The sequence below is a fragment of the Francisella orientalis FNO12 genome, assembly GCF_001042525.2.
Lineage (GTDB): Bacteria > Pseudomonadota > Gammaproteobacteria > Francisellales > Francisellaceae > Francisella > Francisella orientalis.
Window position 1 is genome coordinate 89,317 of the sequence record NZ_CP011921.2, and the last position, 17,457, is coordinate 106,773.

The following is a 17,457-nucleotide window of genomic DNA, read 5'->3' on the forward strand; positions in this document are numbered from 1 at the left end:
TTTAGTTACCCTTAAATTTAAACAGTGTAATTTTATTATAAATAGATTTAAAATTATTGAGAAAATATTAACAAATATGGAGATAAAATGGAAAAGAACATTTCCAAAGAAACACTAGAAAAGTTAGCTCGAGCTTATCTAAGAGATATCAAAAGTAAGAGACGTTGGAAATTTTTTACTAGATCTATAATTATTTTGGTTGTCTTAGTGATAATTATCCCTGGCTTATTTAGTTCATCAAAGGAGCTTACATCACACATAGGGTTAGTCAACGTTGATGGTGTAATAGCCAAAGATGCAGAAGCAAATGCAGAAAGAATTAATAAAAGTTTGGATGATGCTTATGCCAGCAAGGCAGTTAAAGGTGTGATTGTTGAGATAAATAGCCCTGGAGGTTCACCTGTACAATCTGATGAGATATATTCGCATATGAGATATTTGCAGAAAAAATATCCAAATATTCCTATGTATGCTGTATGTACAGATGTTTGTGCTAGCGGAGGATACTATATTGCTGCTGGTGCAAAAGATATTTATGCTAATAAGATGACAATTGTTGGTTCAATCGGTGTTATAGGCAGTGGTTTTGGCTTTACCGAGCTTATGGACAAGCTAGGTATAGAGCGTAGGACATATACATCAGGCTCTAATAAGGATTTTTTAGATCCTTTTTCTCCAGAAAGACCAGAGCAAACAGAGCAATTTAATAAGCTCTTAGATGAGACACATCAAGTGTTTATAACAGCAGTTGAGCAATCGAGAGGTGACAGATTGAAATATAAGGCTATGGATACAACATTTTCAGGAGAGCCTTTTAGTGGTATTCAAGCACAAAGGATGGGACTAATTGATGGCTTTGCTTCAGTTAATCAACTTAAGCGTGATAAGTTTAATAATTTAGATATCGTTGATTACACGCAGCCATTAGATTTTTTGACAGCAGTGTCAAATAAGCTTGGTAATAGTGTCTACTATAAAGCGCTTTCGGAAACAAGTTTTAGTCTAAAATAAATATATTAAGTGTTGAAACATATAATAACCATGATTATAATCGATATTAAACTAAGTTTCTAAACTAAACATAACTAAGGAATGGAAATTATGAAAAAGACTATATTAGGTGCAATGATTGTTGGTGGTCTAATGGTATCTGCAACTACTGCTATGGCTGGTGGTGTAGGTTTCGCTAACGTTCAAGATATATTCGAGACTTCACCTTTAGGTAAAGCAAAAGTTACTGCAGATGAGAAGAAACTTAAGCCTCAAATGGATCAGCTTAAGCAAAATATTACAGCTTTACAGCAAAAAGTTAATGCTTATACTGAAGAGAAAGATGATGTTCGGGCAGATGATGCTAAAGGTGATACTAAAGATGCTCAAGCAGCTGATAAAGTAGAAGCTCAAGCTGATCTTGAAAAAGCAATGAGAGATTATCAGAATTTAATGAATCAAGTTCAGAAGATGGCTTCTGATGATGCTGATGCATTTAAAGATGCTTTAACTAAGGCTTCTGCTCAAGTAGCTAAAGATAAGCAATTAGATGCTATCTTACCTGCTGAAATGAGTTTATATAACGTTGATAGTGTTGATGTTACTAAAGACGTTATTGCTAAAATGCAATAGTTTCGATTCTACAAATAAAAACTCGATATCTTTTTTCTAAAACTCTTTTAAACTTATTAACATTTAAAAGTCGCTTTTTTTTAATTATAAAGCTATGTATAATCTTAGCTTAGATATAAATAATTAATTAAAAAAGAAAATTTAAATTATGGAAAATTTGAGCTATTTTGTATCGCAGAACTTAATGTTTTGCTTGTCGTTTATATTATTATTAGCTATTTATATAGTCTTTGAGTTGACTCAAACTAAGAAAGCTCAATATACTTTGTCAGTCGCAGATGCTGTGATCACTGTTAATAGAGGTAAGGGAGTATATCTAGATACTAGAGATCAAGAAAATTTTGCTAAAGCGCATATTATCGGAGCGCACAATATTAAGCTAGAAGAGATAGTTCAAAAACAAAATAAGTTAGCTAAGTATAAATCTAAACCTATAGTTATATACGGTGATAACCCAGAAAAAGCGATGCAAGCTTTGCGTAAAGAAGGTTTTGAACAAGTTTTTGTACTAAAAGGTGGTTTAGCAGCATGGTTACAAGCAAGTTACCCTGTTAAATCATTATCAAAATAAGAAAAATTATAAAAATTATTAAGGATCATAGAATGGATCAGCAAGCACAACCTCAATTTCAAATTCAGAAAGTTTATGTGAAAGATATGTCTTTTTCTATCCCTAGCTCAGATAAGATATGGACTACAGCATGGAAGCCAGAGCTACATACTGATTTAAAAATAGAAGCTATTGACCTTCCTGAAGAAAATACTTATGAAAGTGTTCTAACTCTTGAAGTCAAGGTTGAAAATGAGGGTGTAGTTGCCTTCGAGGCAGAAGTAAAGCAAGCTGGAATTTTTACAGTATCAAATATGCAAGAAGCTCAAATTGAGCATGCAAAAAAAGCGTTCTGTCCAAACATTTTATATCATTATGCACGCGAAGCAATTTCTGACTTAGTTAGTAGAGGAGGCTTTCCTCAATTGTGTCTATCAGCTGTGAATTTTGATGCTATGTACCAAGACTCTTTAGAAAAGTCAGTAGATGGTAAGCAACACTAAGGTTTATAGGAGTTTTAGTTAGTTATGAGTAAAGAAAAAGCTCTAGAATCTGCTCTCTCTCAAATTGAGAAGCAGTTTGGTAAAGGCTCTATCATGAGATTAGGTGACCAAGAAACTGCTCATGATATAGAGGTTATTCCTTCAGGGATTATTGCTCTTGATGTCGCATTAGGGATAGGTGGATACCCTAAGGGACGTATTATTGAAATATATGGACATGAGTCATCAGGTAAGACAACTCTTACTCTTTTAGCAATTGCTCAATGTCAAAAGCAAGGTGGCACAGCAGCATTTGTTGATGCAGAGCATGCATTAGATCCTAAATACGCTAAACTTTTGGGGGTAGATGTCGATAATCTAATAGTTTCTCAACCAGATACTGGTGAGCAAGCCTTAGAGATTGCAGATATGCTAGTTCGCTCAGGAGGTGTTGATATCGTTGTCATAGACTCTGTTGCAGCACTTACACCAAAAGCCGAGATTGAAGGTGATATGGGTGATTCTCATATGGGTCTTCAAGCAAGACTGATGTCACAAGCTCTTAGAAAATTAACAGCAAATATCAAACGCTCAAATACTTTGGTAATGTTTATTAACCAAATACGTATGAAGATCGGAGTAATGTTTGGTAACCCTGAAACTACTACTGGTGGTAATGCTCTTAAATTCTATGCTTCTGTAAGGTTAGAAGTTAGAAAAGGTGGCGCAATTAAAGATGGTGTTGATGTTAGTGGTAATGAGATAAAAGTTAAGATTGTCAAAAACAAAGTAGCACCTCCATTCAAGCAAGCAGATTTTGAGCTTATTTATGGAGAGGGAATATCTCTTGAGGCAGAACTTATAGATCTTGGTGCTAAACATGAGATTATAGAGAAGTCTGGGGCTTGGTATAGTTATAAAGGTAAAAAAATTGGCCAAGGTAAAGAAAAGTCAAAAGAGTACCTAAAAGAAAACACTCTTGAGCGTGATGAGATAGAAAAAGCGTTATTGCAACTTCTATTGCCTCAGAAATATGCTGTACAAGAGCAAGTACAACTAGAATCTAAATCAAAGCAGTCTTCAGAACAATCTACTCAAGATGAGCTTATCTAAAGAAAAAAATTATCTATTATATCTGCTAGCTAAACAAGATTATTCACGTAAACAACTTTTTGATAAACTTACAGCCCGTGAGAATATTTCAAATGACGAAATAGTTACGCTTTTGGATGAGTTTGAGAAGCATAAATGGCTGTCTGATGAGAGGTTTGCACGAGTATTTATAATAAGTGAAATTTCTAAATATCGAGGCGAGCGAAGAATTGTAAATACAGCTGTTTACCAAAAAGGCTTATCACAAGAATTAGTGGAGTGCTTTTTGCATGAGGCAGAGATAGATTGGTTTGAGCTCTGTCAGAAGTGTTTGCAGAAAAAATATAAAGATTTAGATAAGTTACAATCAGATTTGAAGTTAAAGCAAAAAGCAGTTAATTATCTTTTGTATAATGGCTTTAATTTTGCTGAGATAAATTTTGCAATTAGTGGGGAAATTTAAGTAGATAAGTTTTATTCTCAAACTTTTTTACTGTAATATTTAGTACTAGCAAGATTGAAAAAAATATAGGAGTTAGAAATGGCCAAAGGAACAGTTAATAAGGTTATTTTGTTAGGTAGATTGGGTAATGATCCAGAAGTTAGAACTACGCAAAATGGCACTACTGTAGCAACATTAAGTATCGCTACTAATGATGGTATGGGTGAAAATATAACTACAGAATGGCATAGAGTAGTTGTTTTTGGCAAGTCTGCAGAGGCGATTCAAAAATATGCAAATAAAGGTACACAGCTCTTCATAGAAGGTAGACTTCGTGCGAACAAATGGCAAGACAAAAATGGTAATATGCAATATACTACAGAAGTTGTTGCTAGTAATTTCCAGTTTGTTGCCGGAGGTAATTCTCAGGGTGGTTCAAACTATCAAAATAACCCCAATCCGAATTTTAATCAGCAGCCAAATAATAACTATCCTCAAAATAATCACCAGCCTGCTCCAAAACAGGATAAAATGCTAGATTTCGCTGAGATTAATTCATCAAATTTTGATGATGATATACCATTCTAGCCATATACAGAACCATATTAAAATATAGTATACTAACTGTCACTACTTGTTATATTATTATATAATATAGTCACTTCTTATTTTATTCTTCATTTGCTTTATGTCATACATATTAGTCTTAAACTGTGGAAGTTCATCAGTCAAATTTGCACTAATGAATCCCAAAACCTCAAAATCACTTGTTACAGGTCTTGCAGAAAATATTGGAGCTAGCAACTGCAAGGTAACTTTTAAAACTCAACAGAAAGTTCATAAGCATATAGAAAATGGTGAGTATAAAGATATATTTGAGCTTTTAAAAGATTTTTTAGTAGAAAATAATTATTTAGAAAAAATTTCTGCGATTGGTCATAGGGTAGTTCATGGTGGTCAGTATTTTTCAAAATCTGTAATTATAGACAAAGATTCATTACAGAAGATAAAAGATTGTATACCTCTAGCGCCTTTACATAATCCAGCACATATTGAGGGGATGCTATTTTGTCAGCAAATATTCCCTAATTTACCTCAAGTAGCAGTATTTGATACAGCATTTCATCAAACTATGCCTGAGTACGTCGCAGAATATGCGATACCTAGAGAGCTGACATGTGAGCATAACATACGTAAATATGGCGCCCATGGAACTTCACATAAATATGTTTCTCAACAGGCTGCGAAAATATTAAATAAAGATGTCGCCAATGTGATACTTGCTCACTTGGGCAATGGTTGTAGTATCACAGCTGTTGTTAATGGTAAAAGCATTGATACAAGTATGGGGCTTACTCCATTAGATGGACTTGTCATGGGAACTCGTTCTGGCTGTATAGACCCTAGTGTTTTTGCATATATCTCAGATAATCTTGGCTGGAATATTGCAGATATCACAAATATGCTAAACAAAAAAAGTGGTCTATTAGGAATCTGTGGTCATAGTGATATGCGAGAGGTTTCTGAGCTTGCTGATAATGGCAATAAACTAGCTAAGCTAGCTATTGAAATATTTTGCCATAGGATTGCCAAGTTTGTTGGTAGTTATATGATTTATTTTAAAGAGTTTGATGGCTTGGTTTTCACAGGAGGTATTGGTGAGAATGCCACTAATATTCGCAAAAGTTTAGTTTCTAAGTTAGCGAATATAGGCTTTGAAATAGATGATGCTAAAAATATGAAATCAGAAACATTTATAAATGTGGAAAATAGTCATAATATAATGGTTATTGCAACTAATGAAGAGCTGATGATAGCTCAAGAAACACAAAATTTGATATAAGAGTTTACCATGAAAAAATCAATACTTATCCTTCCGATATCAAAACATACTGGTCTTAGAATTTTGGCAAGTAGTGTGGTATATGCGTTACAGCAGAAAGGGTTAAAAGTTGACTCATTTCATCCTATTTACGATATGGATATGAGTATCGAGCAAATAGAATCATATTTGCTTAATAATCGTGTAAAAGACTATGTTGAGATAGTTCTGAGCAAGTTTTATGAAAAATGCCAAGATTCAGATTTTGCTGTAATATCTGGATTGTTTAGACAAGGTAATAACTACCATAGGTTATATCCATTAAATGCGATTGTTGATGAATTGAATATAGAGATTATAAAAGCTCTTGGTTCGGAAGTAATAATAGTCTCATACCATGGTAATAAACCTATAAATGATATCAACGATGAACTTGATTATGCTATGCGTAGTTTACCAAAGCAGATTAATATTATGGGTGCTGTAATTACAAAATTAAACGCACCTTATGACGATGATGGAAGAGTTAGTTTTAGCTTGACTGAAGAGGATATTACTTATGATAAGCAGCAACATGTTGGTATAGATGAGCTTAAAGAATTATCAGTATTTAAACAAAAAGGATTAGCTCTTTTGGGTGTGATTGAGTGGGATAAGGAAAGAACCTCACCAAGGATATTAGATATCAAAAATATTCTTAAGCTAAATCATATATCAGAAGTTGGTTTAGAAGCTCGAGTTGATAGAGTAATGATGTGTTCAAGAGGAGTTGATAATTTTATAAGTGATTTGACTCCAAATTCTTTGATTATAACTGCTGCTGATCGATCTGATATATTGGTAACAGTTTGCTTGGCTGCAAAAAATGGTATGAAGATAGCAGGTATTATTTTAACAGCGGAAGAATATCTTGATAGTAAAGTTAGAGAGCTATGTGTAGAAACTGCTAAGAAAGCAGGGTTGGCAATTCTGACAACAAAAAATAAAAGTGTAAATATGATTTTAAAACTGGCAAGTATTGATCTAATGGGAATACCAATTGATGATAAAGAGCGTATTCAAAAAGTCAAAGAAGTAATATCTTCATCATTAGACAGAGACACAATAGTTAGATCTATTACGTCAGATATCACTGAGCATCAAGTTATGTCACCTCCAGCATTTAGATATCATCTTTTGAAGATGGCTCGAAAAGCCAAAAAGAGAATTATTTTACCAGAGAGTTATGAGTCAAGAACTTTACAGGCGGCTAAAAATTGTCATGAGCAAGGTTTGGCTGAGTGTGCACTTATTGGAGATAGAGATAAAATATTTAAAGTGGCTGAGATGAACGGTTTTAGTTTACCTGAGAGTATCGAAGTTGTAACTGTTGTCGATGAAGCTGAGGCAAAATACCTAAAAACATTGATCGAGCTTAGAAAGCATAAAGGTTTGTCTGAAAGTATGGCTCGAGATGCGCTAAAAGATCCAATAGTTGTAGCAACACTTATGCTTTATTTGGGTGAAGTTGATGGATTAGTGTCTGGTGCTGAGCATACTACTGCAGATGTTCTTAGACCAGCATTACAATTAGTCAAAACTAAGCCAAACTCATCACTAGTATCATCAGTGTTTTTTATGTGTATGCCTGATGAAGTTATAGTATTCGGAGATTGTGCTGTTAATCAAGATCCTACAGCAGAGCAGTTAGTTGACATCGCAATACAAAGTGCCGAATCCGCTAAGAAGTTTGGCATCGAGCCTCGTGTTGCGATGATTAGTTATAGTACAGGTTCATCAGGCTCTGGAGTTCAAGTTGAAAAGGTGCGTAAAGCTACAGAGCTACTTAAACAAAGTGCTCCTGATTTATTGGTAGATGGACCACTTCAATATGATGCTGCTATGATCGAGAGTGTCGCAAAGAAAAAAGCTCCAAATAGTCCAGTTGCAGGTAAAGCTACTGTACTAATATTCCCTGATTTGAACACAGGTAACACTGTCTATAAAGCAGTCCAACGAAGTGCAAATGTATTAAGTATAGGACCTGTGTTACAAGGTATAAATAAGCCTGTTAATGATTTATCTAGAGGGGCAACTGTAGAGGATATAACTTATACAATTGCGATAACAGCTATTCAAGCAATATAAAACTAGGAGGCAAATATGTCTAACAAGCTTCTAAAAAAAGTGATAGATAAATACTCTTTTTCTAGTGCAAAAAGTTTTGATGTAGTTAATCCTGCTACAAATAAGTCAATTTGTCGTTTAGAAGAGAAATCGTCAGAGTATGTTGAGGATAGTATTCTAGTAGCTAAACATGCACAAAAAAATATATTTAAAAATATTCCTTCAAGCGAAAAATCGAAGTTATTAGAAAAATGGTTTGATTTGATAATAGAAAATTCTGATGATTTAGCGGAGATTATCACACTAGAGAGTGGTAAGCCTCTCGCTGAAGCAAAAATAGAAGTTCGATATGGAGCTAGCTTTATCAAGTGGTATGCAGAAAAGGCAAAAAGAATAGATTCACGTATTTTTGATCCAAATATTAGTAATTCTGAGGGGAGGGTGGACTATTATCCTGTTGGTGTGGTTGCTGCAATTACACCTTGGAATTTTCCTCTTGCGATGGTTACTCGTAAGGCAGCTCCTGCAATAGCTGCTGGATGTAGTGTCATTGTCAAACCTTCTGAGTTAACGCCTTTGACAGCTTTTGCTGCGCGCGAACTTTTTATAGAGGTTGGAGCTGATGAGAATCTTTTACAGATAGTATGTGGTGATTCAAAGGTCATAGGCCATGAGTTTCAGAAGAGTAATTTAGTTAGAAAAATCACTTTTACAGGATCAACAAGAGTTGGCAAACTTCTAATGCAGCAAGCAGCGGATACTGTTAAGAAAGTTTCTCTAGAGCTGGGAGGTAATGCACCATTTATAGTCTTTAAAAGCGCTAATATCGAAAAGGCTATTGAAGGTTTGCTAGCATCGAAAATAAGAAATGCTGGTCAAGTATGTGTGGCTCCAAATCGTGTTTTTGTTCATCATTCTATAAAAGAAGATTTTATTGCTAGATTGAAGTTAGCTGTTCTTGATCTTAAGCAAGGTAATGGTTTAGATGAAGGTATTAAAGTGGGGCCTTTGATTAATGCTGCAGCTGTCGAGAAAGTACAGTCTCATGTTGATAATGCTTTAGATAACGGAGCGAAGCTGGTTTGTGGTGGTAAAGTAAATCAAAATTTGGGAGGTAACTTTTATGAGCCTACTATCTTAGATAATATGCAGGATAGTATGATTATCAGTTGCGAAGAGACCTTTGGACCAGTTATAGCTATTTTTAGTTTTGAGTCTGAAGACGAAGTTATCCAAAGAGCCAATAATACTAAGTATGGTTTAGCAAGCTATTTCTTCAGTAGTGATATGAATCAGATTAGAAGAGTGAGAAATGCTTTAGCTTATGGAATGGTAGGTATAAATTCAGGAGCTATCTCAAATGAAAAAGCACCATTTGGCGGAGTCAAGCAATCAGGTCTTGGTAGAGAAGGGTCTGATGATGGTATTTATGAGTTTTTGGAAGCTAAGTATAGTTTACAAAATTTTATCTAGGCATTTATTATCTGTTCTTGTTTTTCTAATATAAGTGTGTTTTTTACTGTAAAAGGTTGTTCTTGTATTTAGAATCATGTGGTTTAATTTTATAGCGCTGATTTATTTCAACTTGCGAGCGCTTTATAAATTCTGCTAAAACGAACATTTCTTTTAAGTTTTGAACCCCCATCGTTTTAGTAGGAGACTTTTTGCTAATAATCAAAAAGTTTGTTTATTAACTAAAACATGGAGATTTCCAATTAATGAAAAAAGAAAATCTACTTGAGAGACTAAACAAAGGTCCTGTAATCTGTGCAGAAGGTTTCCTATTTGAGATTTAGCGTCATGGCTATATGTCATCAGGTGAGTTTGTGCCTATGGTGTCTTTGGAGCACTCTGAAGTTTTAGAAAGCTTACATAGGGATTTTCAACATGCTGGATCAGATATTGTAGAGGCTTTTACCTATAATGAGCATCGAGAAAAGATAAGAGTTATAGGTAAAGAGCATTTGCTTGAGAAGCTAAATAGAGAAGCACTTAGAATAGCTAAAAAAGTTGCCGATACAACACCTGAAGGAGTTCAGCCGAATCTATTAGCGGGTAATATCTCTAACTCAAAATATTTGGAAGCAAGGCGATAAAGAGTCTCAAAAGGAAGTAACTAGGATGTTTGATGAGATGATTACTTGGGCTGCCGAAGAAGGTGCGGATATTTTGATTGGTGAAACATTCTATTATGCAGAGGAAGCTTTTAGGGCTCTAGAGATTATGAAAAAAGCAAATCTCCCAACGGTATTAACTATAGCACCAATGGCTCAAAATACTATGCGTGATGGTTAGAGTATTGTAGATACATGTAAAGAGTTGGAACAGTTAGGAGCTGATGTTGTTGGTCTAAACTGTTTTAGAGGCCCTCAAACTATGCTTCCTGATCTAAAGAAAATCCGTGAAGCAGTTAAGTGTCATGTTGCGGGACTTCCTATTCCATATAGGACTACTAATGAACATCCTGCATTTTTAAATTTACCAGATAATAATGGCTGTAGCTGTCCAGCACCTCATGGAAGAACTTTTCCAATAGCATTAGATCCATTGTATTGTAATCGCTATGAGATTAGAGAATTTGCTAAAGAAGCTTATGATTTTTGGGTTAATTATTTAGGAGTTTGTTGTGGAGCAAGTCCTATGTTGATTAGAGAAGTTGCAGATGCCGTTGGTTTAACTGTTCCTAGTAGTAAATATAAAGAAAAAATGGAAAACCACTTTATGTATGGTACAAATAAGCGTATTGCTAAGCATATGCAAGAATATGGGGATAAAGCTTAATTTCAGTGAATATCTTATTAGCTTCTTCGTTTAAGAGTATACAAATCTTTACGTCTATCTCTTAGGTTTTTGATACTACCAAACTGATTTAGTTCACGAAGTAGATCAATATCAACATCTACTATTAGTATCATTTCAGTATTTGGGGTGGCTTCAGCTTTTATACCAGTAGGAGGGAAGGCAAAGTCACAAGGTGTGAATACCATAGATTGAGCATACTGGATATCCATGTTGTGTACATTCGGTAAGTTACCTACACTACCTGCTATAGCAACATAACACTCGTTTTCTATAGCTCTCGCTTGGGCGCAGTTTCTAACTCTTGAGAAGCCATTTTGAGTATCTGTCAAAAATGGTACAAAAAGAATATCCATACCATCCTCTGCAAGTATTCTACTTAATTCAGGGAACTCTGAATCATAACAAACCAATATACCAATTTTACCACAATCAGTGTCAAATACTTCAAGTTTGTCACCACCTTGAAGTCCCCAAACCATAGCCTCATCAGGAGTTACATGAAGTTTTTCATATTTCTCTACAGTACCATCTCTACGGCATAGATAGCCAACATTATATAGCTTTCCATCTTTCATTTCAGGCATACTTCCTGTAATGATATTGATGTTATAAGTTATAGCGAATTCTGAGAATTTATCAGTAATTATTTGAGTATGTTTTGCAAGCTCTCTAATTGCTTCAGGTTCTGATAAATGATTGTTCTCAGCCATTAATGGAGCATTGAAAAACTCTGGGAATAATGCAAAATCAGATCTATAGTTGGATACGGCATTTACGAAGTATTTAGCATGTTGCATTAGCTCATCTAAGCCTTTATATGGACGCATTTGCCATTGAATTAGTCCGAGACGGACATCTCTTTTTATGGGAGCTGCTTCTTTTGCTTCTTCTTCATAATAGATATTTGTCCATTTTAGTAATATTGCAAAGTCGTTAGATTCGGTATCACCTTCTAAATATGATTTGACAACTCTAATTGGTTGAAAATCATTACTCATCTGAAAGCGTAAAACAGGATCCTGTAGTTCTTGTCTTTTAAGTTTGTTGATATACTCTTGGGGAGTCATTTTATCAGCATATTCATGATATCCAGGTATTCTGCCACCGATAATAATGCTTTTAAAATTTAGTCTTTCGCATAAGTCTTTTCTGTAGTCATAAAGTCTACGACCTAGACGCATACTTCTAAACTCAGGCTTAACAAATAGATCTATACCGTATAGTACATCACCTTCATCATCATGGGTATTGAATGTGTCATTTCCAGTGATTTCTTTATAAGTGTATTTATGACCAAATTTTTTGTAGTCAACGATAATTGATAAAGCACATCCAGCTAACTGATCATTAACTTTTATGACGACTTGTCCTTCTGGGAATTTCTTTATTAGAGTATCTATTTGGTGATCTTCCCAGTAAGGGTTTCTAATATTGTAAACTTCTATCATAGCCTCTTTAAGTTCTTGATAGTCATCTGGGCTTAAGTAATCAAGTTTGATATTTTCTACATTTACCATTTTTTAGTTGTTTGAGTTTAAAAAGATAGTTAATACAAGGTATATTACTATAAACTTTAGTTTGTAAATCCCTTGATCAAATTTAATTTGCTATCGCAAGCGTATTAAATTTTCATAATTATCTAACTTTTTATTTGCATCAACTTAGTCTTCTTTATTATTTCTTGCTATAATATTGTGATTAAATTTGTCTATTTATTTTTTAAAAACTTTTGAAGGGTTGATTTAAATGAGAACACATTATAGTTCAGATGTTAATGAGAAGTTACAAAATCAAAAAGTAACAATTTGTGGTTGGGTGCATAGACGTCGCGATCATGGCGGTGTTATTTTCTTAGATATTAGAGATAGAACTGGTCTAGTCCAGTTAGTTTTTAATCCAGAGAGTAAGGCTTTTAAAGTAGCAGATAGCCTAAGAGGTGAGTATGTAATCAAAGCTACAGGTACTGTAAATCTACGTCCAGAAGGTCAAGAGAACAAAAATCTTGCTAGTGGTAAAGTAGAAATCATTGGTGAAGATCTAGAGATAGTAAATAAGTCTAAAACTATCCCGTTTCAGTTAGATGATTTCCAATTAACTGGTGAAGATGTCAAACTTAAGTATCGCTATATTGATTTACGTCGTCCAGAAATGCAAAACAAATTAATTATACGTTCTAAAGCTATTAGATATGTGCGTAATTTCTTAGATAATAATGGCTTTTTAGATATTGAAACGCCATTTTTGACAAAAGCAACTCCAGAAGGTGCTAGAGACTACCTTGTACCCAGTCGTAATTTTAATGGTAAGTTCTATGCTCTTCCTCAATCTCCTCAGCTATTCAAACAGCTTTTGATGGTTTCGGGCTTTGATAGATATTATCAGGTTGTTAAATGTTTTCGTGATGAAGATTTAAGAGCTGATAGACAGCCAGAATTTACACAAATAGATATCGAGGCTTCATTTATAGATGAAGCATTCATTATGTCTACTATGGAAAAAATGATTATTGGTCTTTTTGATGTTACTATCGGCGTGAAATTCAATACTCCGTTCCAAGTAATGACTTATGCAGAAGCTATGGATAAGTATGGTTTAGATAAGCCAGATTTAAGAATTCCTCTTGAGTTTGTAAATATCAAAGAAGATATGAAAAATGAAGAGTTTAAGGTGTTTTCTGGACCAGCAAATGATCCGGAAGCTCGTGTGGTAGCTATGCGTGTGCCAGGTGGTAATGATAAGCTTAGCCGTAAGAAAATCGATGAGTATACTAAGTTTGTTGGTATCTATGGAGCAAGAGGGCTTGCATATATCAAGATTAATTCACTATCTGAAGGTAAAGATGGTTTACAGTCTCCGATTGTGAAAAATATCTCTGAAGAGACACTATTCAAGGTTATTGAAAAAACAGGTGCTCAAGTCGGTGATGTATTGTTCTTTGGCGCAGCTAAAGCTAATATTGTTAATGATTCTATGGGAGCATTGAGAGCTAAAATTGGTGAAGACTTTGAAATATTCACTAAAGACTGGGCACCATTATGGGTTGTTGATTTTCCTATGTTTGAGAAAGATGGTAATCGTTTATATGCTGTTCATCATCCATTTACAGCTCCTAAGGTTGATACTGTTGAAGAGCTTACTAAAGATCCTAAAAATCTACTTTCAAGAGCTTATGATATGGTTATCAATGGTTATGAAGTTGGTGGTGGTTCTATTCGTATTCATAGACAAGATATGCAGGCTAAAGTATTTAACTTATTAGGTATTTCTGATGAGGAAGCTCGTGAGAAGTTTGGCTTTATGCTAGATGCGTTATCTTATGGTACGCCGGTTCATGGGGGTATTGCATTTGGTGTGGATAGATTAATTATGCTACTTACAAATACTACAAATATCCGTGATGTGATAGCATTTCCTAAAACTCAGACAGCTAGCTGTTTGATGACAGAAGCGCCATCTAATGTTTCTCTTGAGCAATTAAATGAGCTGGGTATAGCTGTTAAGAAAGAAGATAAATAATCTCTAAGTTAATTCAATTTTTCTCAAAATTAACATTATTGATTTTTGCTAGTTATCTAAGATAAAGTTATTCAGTAATTTAAGATTCTAAAATATCTTTATTTTCAGTTTTTGTCCAGTGAGCATTTGGTCTGTCAATATATTGAAAATAATCGTTAGTAAAAGCTCCTTGTATACAAGTTTCTCTACTATGTCTAAAAGTAGTATTTTCATCATTCATGATTGCTTCCATCACACCAGGACCTGTTAAGTACCAAACACCTAAATCAGATCTATTAGCTTCGATATTTTTAAGGATAATATCAATGTACTCTTTAATCTTTGAATTATTTGGAGCCGCTGCTAAAAAATAGTTAGTTGCGTAGTACTTTTTAGACTCATCTGTTTCTTTTCTATGCTTAGCTTTTATAAACATTTCGTTATTTTTTTTCAAGAATTTCTCAGGTCTAGCTACAAGACAGCCATCCATATCTATATATAGACCACCATTTTTGTAGATAGCCAATAGTCTCCAAAGATCTGCTTTAGCTGCTCCAACTGTTAGCCTTTTATACGCACTTAGAGCTTCTGGATGATTTTCGGCAATATATTTATCTACGGCATCATTATCCATGAATCTATACTCATAGCACGGAGCCATAAAACGATTAAACAAATAGTTTACATATAGTGGTAGAGTTACTTTATTAGTAAAGTTTGTTTGCCAAATAATTCTAGGGACATTTGATTCTTTTTTTATTTTTATAAGTGGTTTGCTGTAGCTTGACAGAGTAAATCTTTTTTTTGGGAATATCTTATGAAAAAGCTTGGATACTAGCTTGACTATATTTCCTATAATTCTGATAAATCTACTACTTATAATATCGACATTTAGCATAAAAATATAAACTATTGAATGTTATAATCTCATCATTATAACATCCGAACTTTTTTTATGTTACTTGAAAATCAGAGCATCAAAAATGCCTTAGTAATTTTTAAATCAAAACCTGCAAAGGTTGTAGAGATATTAGATAAAAAAATAGAAATAGAAACTTTAGATAGTAAGAATATAAAGTTACCTGCAAAAAATGTCCAAATACTTACAGTTTTAGCAAATGATTTTGATTTGGCTAAACTTGAGAAATTAGAAATTCCTGAGTTAGAGTTAACATGGGAGTTATTACAAGAGCAACAACAAACATCAATTGATGAGTTAAGAGAGCTTCTTTTTGAATTCGTAGGAGCTAATCAAGCTTATACTGTATGGCTTTTAGTTTCTGAGGGAGAGTATTTTAGCTTTAATGAAGACTTTACTATTAATATTCATTCACAAGAGCAAAAAGATCAAATAGTTAGCGATAAACAAGAGAAGCTCAAAAAAGAACAAGAACTAAATGATTTTATAGAGTGTCTTAATAATAAAACTTTTAATATCGAAGACACAAAATTTCTTAAAGAAATAGAGGCTTTAGCAACACTTAAAAGTACAAAATGTCGTTTCTTTAAATACTTAAATATGGAAGAGTCTGAGAATAGTGCGTATAAGTTACTCTTGGATATTGGTTATTGGGATGAATTTTTTAATCCTTATTTATATCGATATGGTGCGGAGTTAGAAAGTAATCCTGCGGAATTTAAATATAATTCTGGGTCAGATAGTCAGCGTGTCGATCTAACACATCTGACTGCTTATGCTATAGATGATGAGGGTAGTAATGATCCTGATGATGCGATTAGTTGGGATACTCAACAAAATAAAATGTGGGTTCATATAGCTGATCCATCTTCTAGCATAAATTTTGGCGATGAAGTAGATCTTGAAGCTAGAGCGCGAGGTTCTAATTTATATGTGCCAGAGCATATAATCACAATGTTGCCACCTCAAGCAACACAAAAGTTAGGTTTAGGCCTACAAGAAGTTTCTCCAGCTTTGTCAGTAGGATTTAGACTTAATGAGTCAAGTGATATTCATGATATTGAAATATGTTTTAGTAACATAAAAGTTACTAGATATTCTTATGAGTTCGTTGAAGAAAATATCTCTGCTCTAGAGCTTGGAGACATAGGGGCTTATGCTAAATATTTCACTAATAAGCGTTTGACAAAGGGAGCAGTAGAGCTTGATTTTCCTGAGATAAAAATATCATTGGATAGTGATAATAATGTCAAACTAACTGACTTACCACGCTTAAACTCAAGAACATTGGTACGTGATACTATGCTAATGGCTGGAGTGGCTATTGGACAGTTTTGTAAAGAAAATAATATTTGTGTACCTTTTTCAACACAACCAGAGCATGATCTTGAGCAAGATGATTTAGAGAATATTGACTCAATAGCCGATATGTTTGCAACACGTAAAAAGCTCCAAAGAGGTAAATATTCTACAGAACCTGATGTTCACGCAGGTATGGGGTTAGACTCTTATGTACAAGTGACAAGTCCTCTAAGAAGATATTTAGATTTGCTTGTTCATTACCAATTACGTAATTTCTTAGAAAATAAGCAAATGATTAGTGTTGAAGATGTCGATAATATAATTGCTCAAGTAGATATTCCTATTAAGTCAAATAGACAAACGGAGCGTTTTTCTAATTCACATTGGAAATTAGTATATCTAATGCAGAATCCTAATTTAGAGTTCCAAGCAACGGTTATCGAAAAACTAGATAAAGGTCGTTTAATGGTTTCTATCGCAGATTTAGCAATGACTAAAAAACTTGCAGTTAGTGGCAAGTATGATTTAAATGATCAAATAAAACTACAAAACACCTCTGTAAACCTTGTTACACAAGAGGCTTTCTTTAAGGTTATTGAAGAGAATTAACCGAGTTCTAACAATAAATCAACAGTTTTATCCACAGGATGTAAAAAATAGCTGTAAATAAAAGAATAAGTACTTTTAAAGTTGTAAAACTATTGTATGTCAAAGGCTTGAGGTATGTAATAAATCTTTACTAAATTAGTAAATCAACATTTTTAACAAAAATTTCATATAGATATAAACAAACTTATCCACAATTGGTGTTGATATTATTCT

The 17,457-nt window shown here is 33.8% G+C and carries 15 protein-coding genes and 1 pseudogene; 14 read left to right on the top strand and 2 right to left on the bottom strand.

The window, feature by feature from the left end; translation table 11 throughout:
* Window positions 1-87: 87 nt before the first annotated feature.
* The 12 genes and pseudogenes from FNO12_RS00470 to FNO12_RS09910 all read left to right on the top strand — a co-directional run bounded on the left by FNO12_RS00470 (window position 88) and on the right by FNO12_RS09910 (window position 10,898).
* Window positions 88-1,011 carry a S49 family peptidase gene (locus tag FNO12_RS00470; protein WP_014714213.1) on the top strand — a complete coding sequence of 308 codons (924 nt, stop codon included), beginning with the start codon at window positions 88-90 and terminating at the stop codon, window positions 1,009-1,011.
* A gap of 90 nt (window positions 1,012-1,101) precedes the next feature.
* On the top strand, window positions 1,102-1,623 hold the full coding sequence (locus FNO12_RS00475) for an OmpH/Skp family outer membrane protein (RefSeq protein WP_041257271.1): 522 nt from the start codon (window positions 1,102-1,104) through the stop codon (window positions 1,621-1,623).
* 148 nt (window positions 1,624-1,771) lie between these two features.
* The gene (locus FNO12_RS00480; RefSeq protein ID WP_014714215.1) at window positions 1,772-2,194 is read left to right on the top strand and encodes a rhodanese-like domain-containing protein; all 423 of its coding nucleotides are present in this window, start codon (window positions 1,772-1,774) and stop codon (window positions 2,192-2,194) included.
* Between the two features lie 32 nt (window positions 2,195-2,226).
* Window positions 2,227-2,676, top strand: coding sequence for a protein-export chaperone SecB (secB, locus tag FNO12_RS00485; protein WP_014714216.1), 450 nt, complete (start codon window positions 2,227-2,229; stop codon window positions 2,674-2,676).
* A 24-nt stretch (window positions 2,677-2,700) separates the two neighbouring features.
* Window positions 2,701-3,768 carry a recombinase RecA gene (recA, locus tag FNO12_RS00490; RefSeq protein WP_014714217.1) on the top strand — a complete coding sequence of 356 codons (1,068 nt, stop codon included), beginning with the start codon at window positions 2,701-2,703 and terminating at the stop codon, window positions 3,766-3,768.
* Complete coding sequence (locus FNO12_RS00495; RefSeq protein ID WP_014714218.1) at window positions 3,755-4,210, top strand: regulatory protein RecX; 456 nt, start codon at window positions 3,755-3,757, stop codon at window positions 4,208-4,210. The genes recA and FNO12_RS00495 overlap by 14 nt, the downstream gene beginning before the upstream one ends.
* Before the next feature lie 78 nt (window positions 4,211-4,288).
* Window positions 4,289-4,777, top strand: coding sequence for a single-stranded DNA-binding protein (locus tag FNO12_RS00500; protein WP_014714219.1), 489 nt, complete (start codon window positions 4,289-4,291; stop codon window positions 4,775-4,777).
* Window positions 4,778-4,877: 100 nt separating this feature from the next.
* On the top strand, window positions 4,878-6,032 hold the full coding sequence (locus tag FNO12_RS00505; RefSeq protein ID WP_014714220.1) for an acetate/propionate family kinase: 1,155 nt from the start codon (window positions 4,878-4,880) through the stop codon (window positions 6,030-6,032).
* 9 nt (window positions 6,033-6,041) lie between these two features.
* Complete coding sequence (gene pta, locus FNO12_RS00510) at window positions 6,042-8,138, top strand: phosphate acetyltransferase (RefSeq protein ID WP_014714221.1); 2,097 nt, start codon at window positions 6,042-6,044, stop codon at window positions 8,136-8,138.
* Between the two features lie 15 nt (window positions 8,139-8,153).
* Window positions 8,154-9,590: an NAD-dependent succinate-semialdehyde dehydrogenase gene (locus tag FNO12_RS00515; protein WP_014714222.1), complete on the top strand. Its 1,437-nt coding sequence runs from the start codon at window positions 8,154-8,156 to the stop codon at window positions 9,588-9,590.
* Window positions 9,591-9,925: 335 nt separating this feature from the next.
* On the top strand, window positions 9,926-10,213 hold the full coding sequence (locus FNO12_RS09905; RefSeq protein ID WP_014714223.1) for a homocysteine S-methyltransferase family protein: 288 nt from the start codon (window positions 9,926-9,928) through the stop codon (window positions 10,211-10,213).
* 37 nt (window positions 10,214-10,250) lie between these two features.
* Window positions 10,251-10,898 (top strand): annotated as a pseudogene (locus FNO12_RS09910) (homocysteine S-methyltransferase family protein).
* A gap of 17 nt (window positions 10,899-10,915) precedes the next feature.
* On the opposite strand, the gene FNO12_RS00525 reads toward FNO12_RS09910, so the two are convergent.
* A complete protein-coding gene (locus tag FNO12_RS00525) occupies window positions 10,916-12,436 on the bottom strand; it encodes a carbon-nitrogen hydrolase family protein (RefSeq protein ID WP_014714224.1) in 1,521 nt (506 codons plus the stop codon).
* Window positions 12,437-12,665: 229 nt separating this feature from the next.
* On the opposite strand from FNO12_RS00525, the gene aspS reads away from it, so the two are divergent.
* The gene (gene aspS / locus FNO12_RS00530; protein WP_014714225.1) at window positions 12,666-14,435 is read left to right on the top strand and encodes an aspartate--tRNA ligase; all 1,770 of its coding nucleotides are present in this window, start codon (window positions 12,666-12,668) and stop codon (window positions 14,433-14,435) included.
* Between the two features lie 79 nt (window positions 14,436-14,514).
* Here the strand turns inward: aspS and FNO12_RS00535 are convergent, their stop codons facing one another.
* Window positions 14,515-15,312, bottom strand: coding sequence for a glycosyltransferase family 32 protein (locus FNO12_RS00535; RefSeq protein ID WP_014714226.1), 798 nt, complete (start codon window positions 15,310-15,312; stop codon window positions 14,515-14,517).
* A 57-nt stretch (window positions 15,313-15,369) separates the two neighbouring features.
* Between FNO12_RS00535 and FNO12_RS00540 the strand changes: the two genes are divergently transcribed.
* Window positions 15,370-17,244, top strand: coding sequence for a ribonuclease catalytic domain-containing protein (locus tag FNO12_RS00540; RefSeq protein ID WP_014714227.1), 1,875 nt, complete (start codon window positions 15,370-15,372; stop codon window positions 17,242-17,244).
* Window positions 17,245-17,457 lie beyond the last annotated feature (213 nt).

Excerpts from the sequence above, each read along its gene's own strand:
- FNO12_RS00495 (WP_014714218.1), top strand. The coding sequence starts at position 3,755 with ATGAGCTTATCTAAAGAAAAAAATTATCTATTATATCTGCTAGCTAAA.
- FNO12_RS00525 (WP_014714224.1), bottom strand. The coding sequence starts at position 12,436 with ATGGTAAATGTAGAAAATATCAAACTTGATTACTTAAGCCCAGATGAC.
- FNO12_RS00540 (WP_014714227.1), top strand. The coding sequence starts at position 15,370 with ATGTTACTTGAAAATCAGAGCATCAAAAATGCCTTAGTAATTTTTAAA.
- FNO12_RS00480 (WP_014714215.1), top strand. The coding sequence starts at position 1,772 with ATGGAAAATTTGAGCTATTTTGTATCGCAGAACTTAATGTTTTGCTTG.
- FNO12_RS00505 (WP_014714220.1), top strand. The coding sequence starts at position 4,878 with ATGTCATACATATTAGTCTTAAACTGTGGAAGTTCATCAGTCAAATTT.
- FNO12_RS00515 (WP_014714222.1), top strand. The coding sequence starts at position 8,154 with ATGTCTAACAAGCTTCTAAAAAAAGTGATAGATAAATACTCTTTTTCT.
- FNO12_RS00535 (WP_014714226.1), bottom strand. The coding sequence starts at position 15,312 with ATGCTAAATGTCGATATTATAAGTAGTAGATTTATCAGAATTATAGGA.
- secB (WP_014714216.1), top strand. The coding sequence starts at position 2,227 with ATGGATCAGCAAGCACAACCTCAATTTCAAATTCAGAAAGTTTATGTG.
- FNO12_RS00475 (WP_041257271.1), top strand. The coding sequence starts at position 1,102 with ATGAAAAAGACTATATTAGGTGCAATGATTGTTGGTGGTCTAATGGTA.
- FNO12_RS00470 (WP_014714213.1), top strand. The coding sequence starts at position 88 with ATGGAAAAGAACATTTCCAAAGAAACACTAGAAAAGTTAGCTCGAGCT.
- recA (WP_014714217.1), top strand. The coding sequence starts at position 2,701 with ATGAGTAAAGAAAAAGCTCTAGAATCTGCTCTCTCTCAAATTGAGAAG.
- aspS (WP_014714225.1), top strand. The coding sequence starts at position 12,666 with ATGAGAACACATTATAGTTCAGATGTTAATGAGAAGTTACAAAATCAA.
- FNO12_RS00500 (WP_014714219.1), top strand. The coding sequence starts at position 4,289 with ATGGCCAAAGGAACAGTTAATAAGGTTATTTTGTTAGGTAGATTGGGT.
- pta (WP_014714221.1), top strand. The coding sequence starts at position 6,042 with ATGAAAAAATCAATACTTATCCTTCCGATATCAAAACATACTGGTCTT.
- FNO12_RS09905 (WP_014714223.1), top strand. The coding sequence starts at position 9,926 with ATGTCATCAGGTGAGTTTGTGCCTATGGTGTCTTTGGAGCACTCTGAA.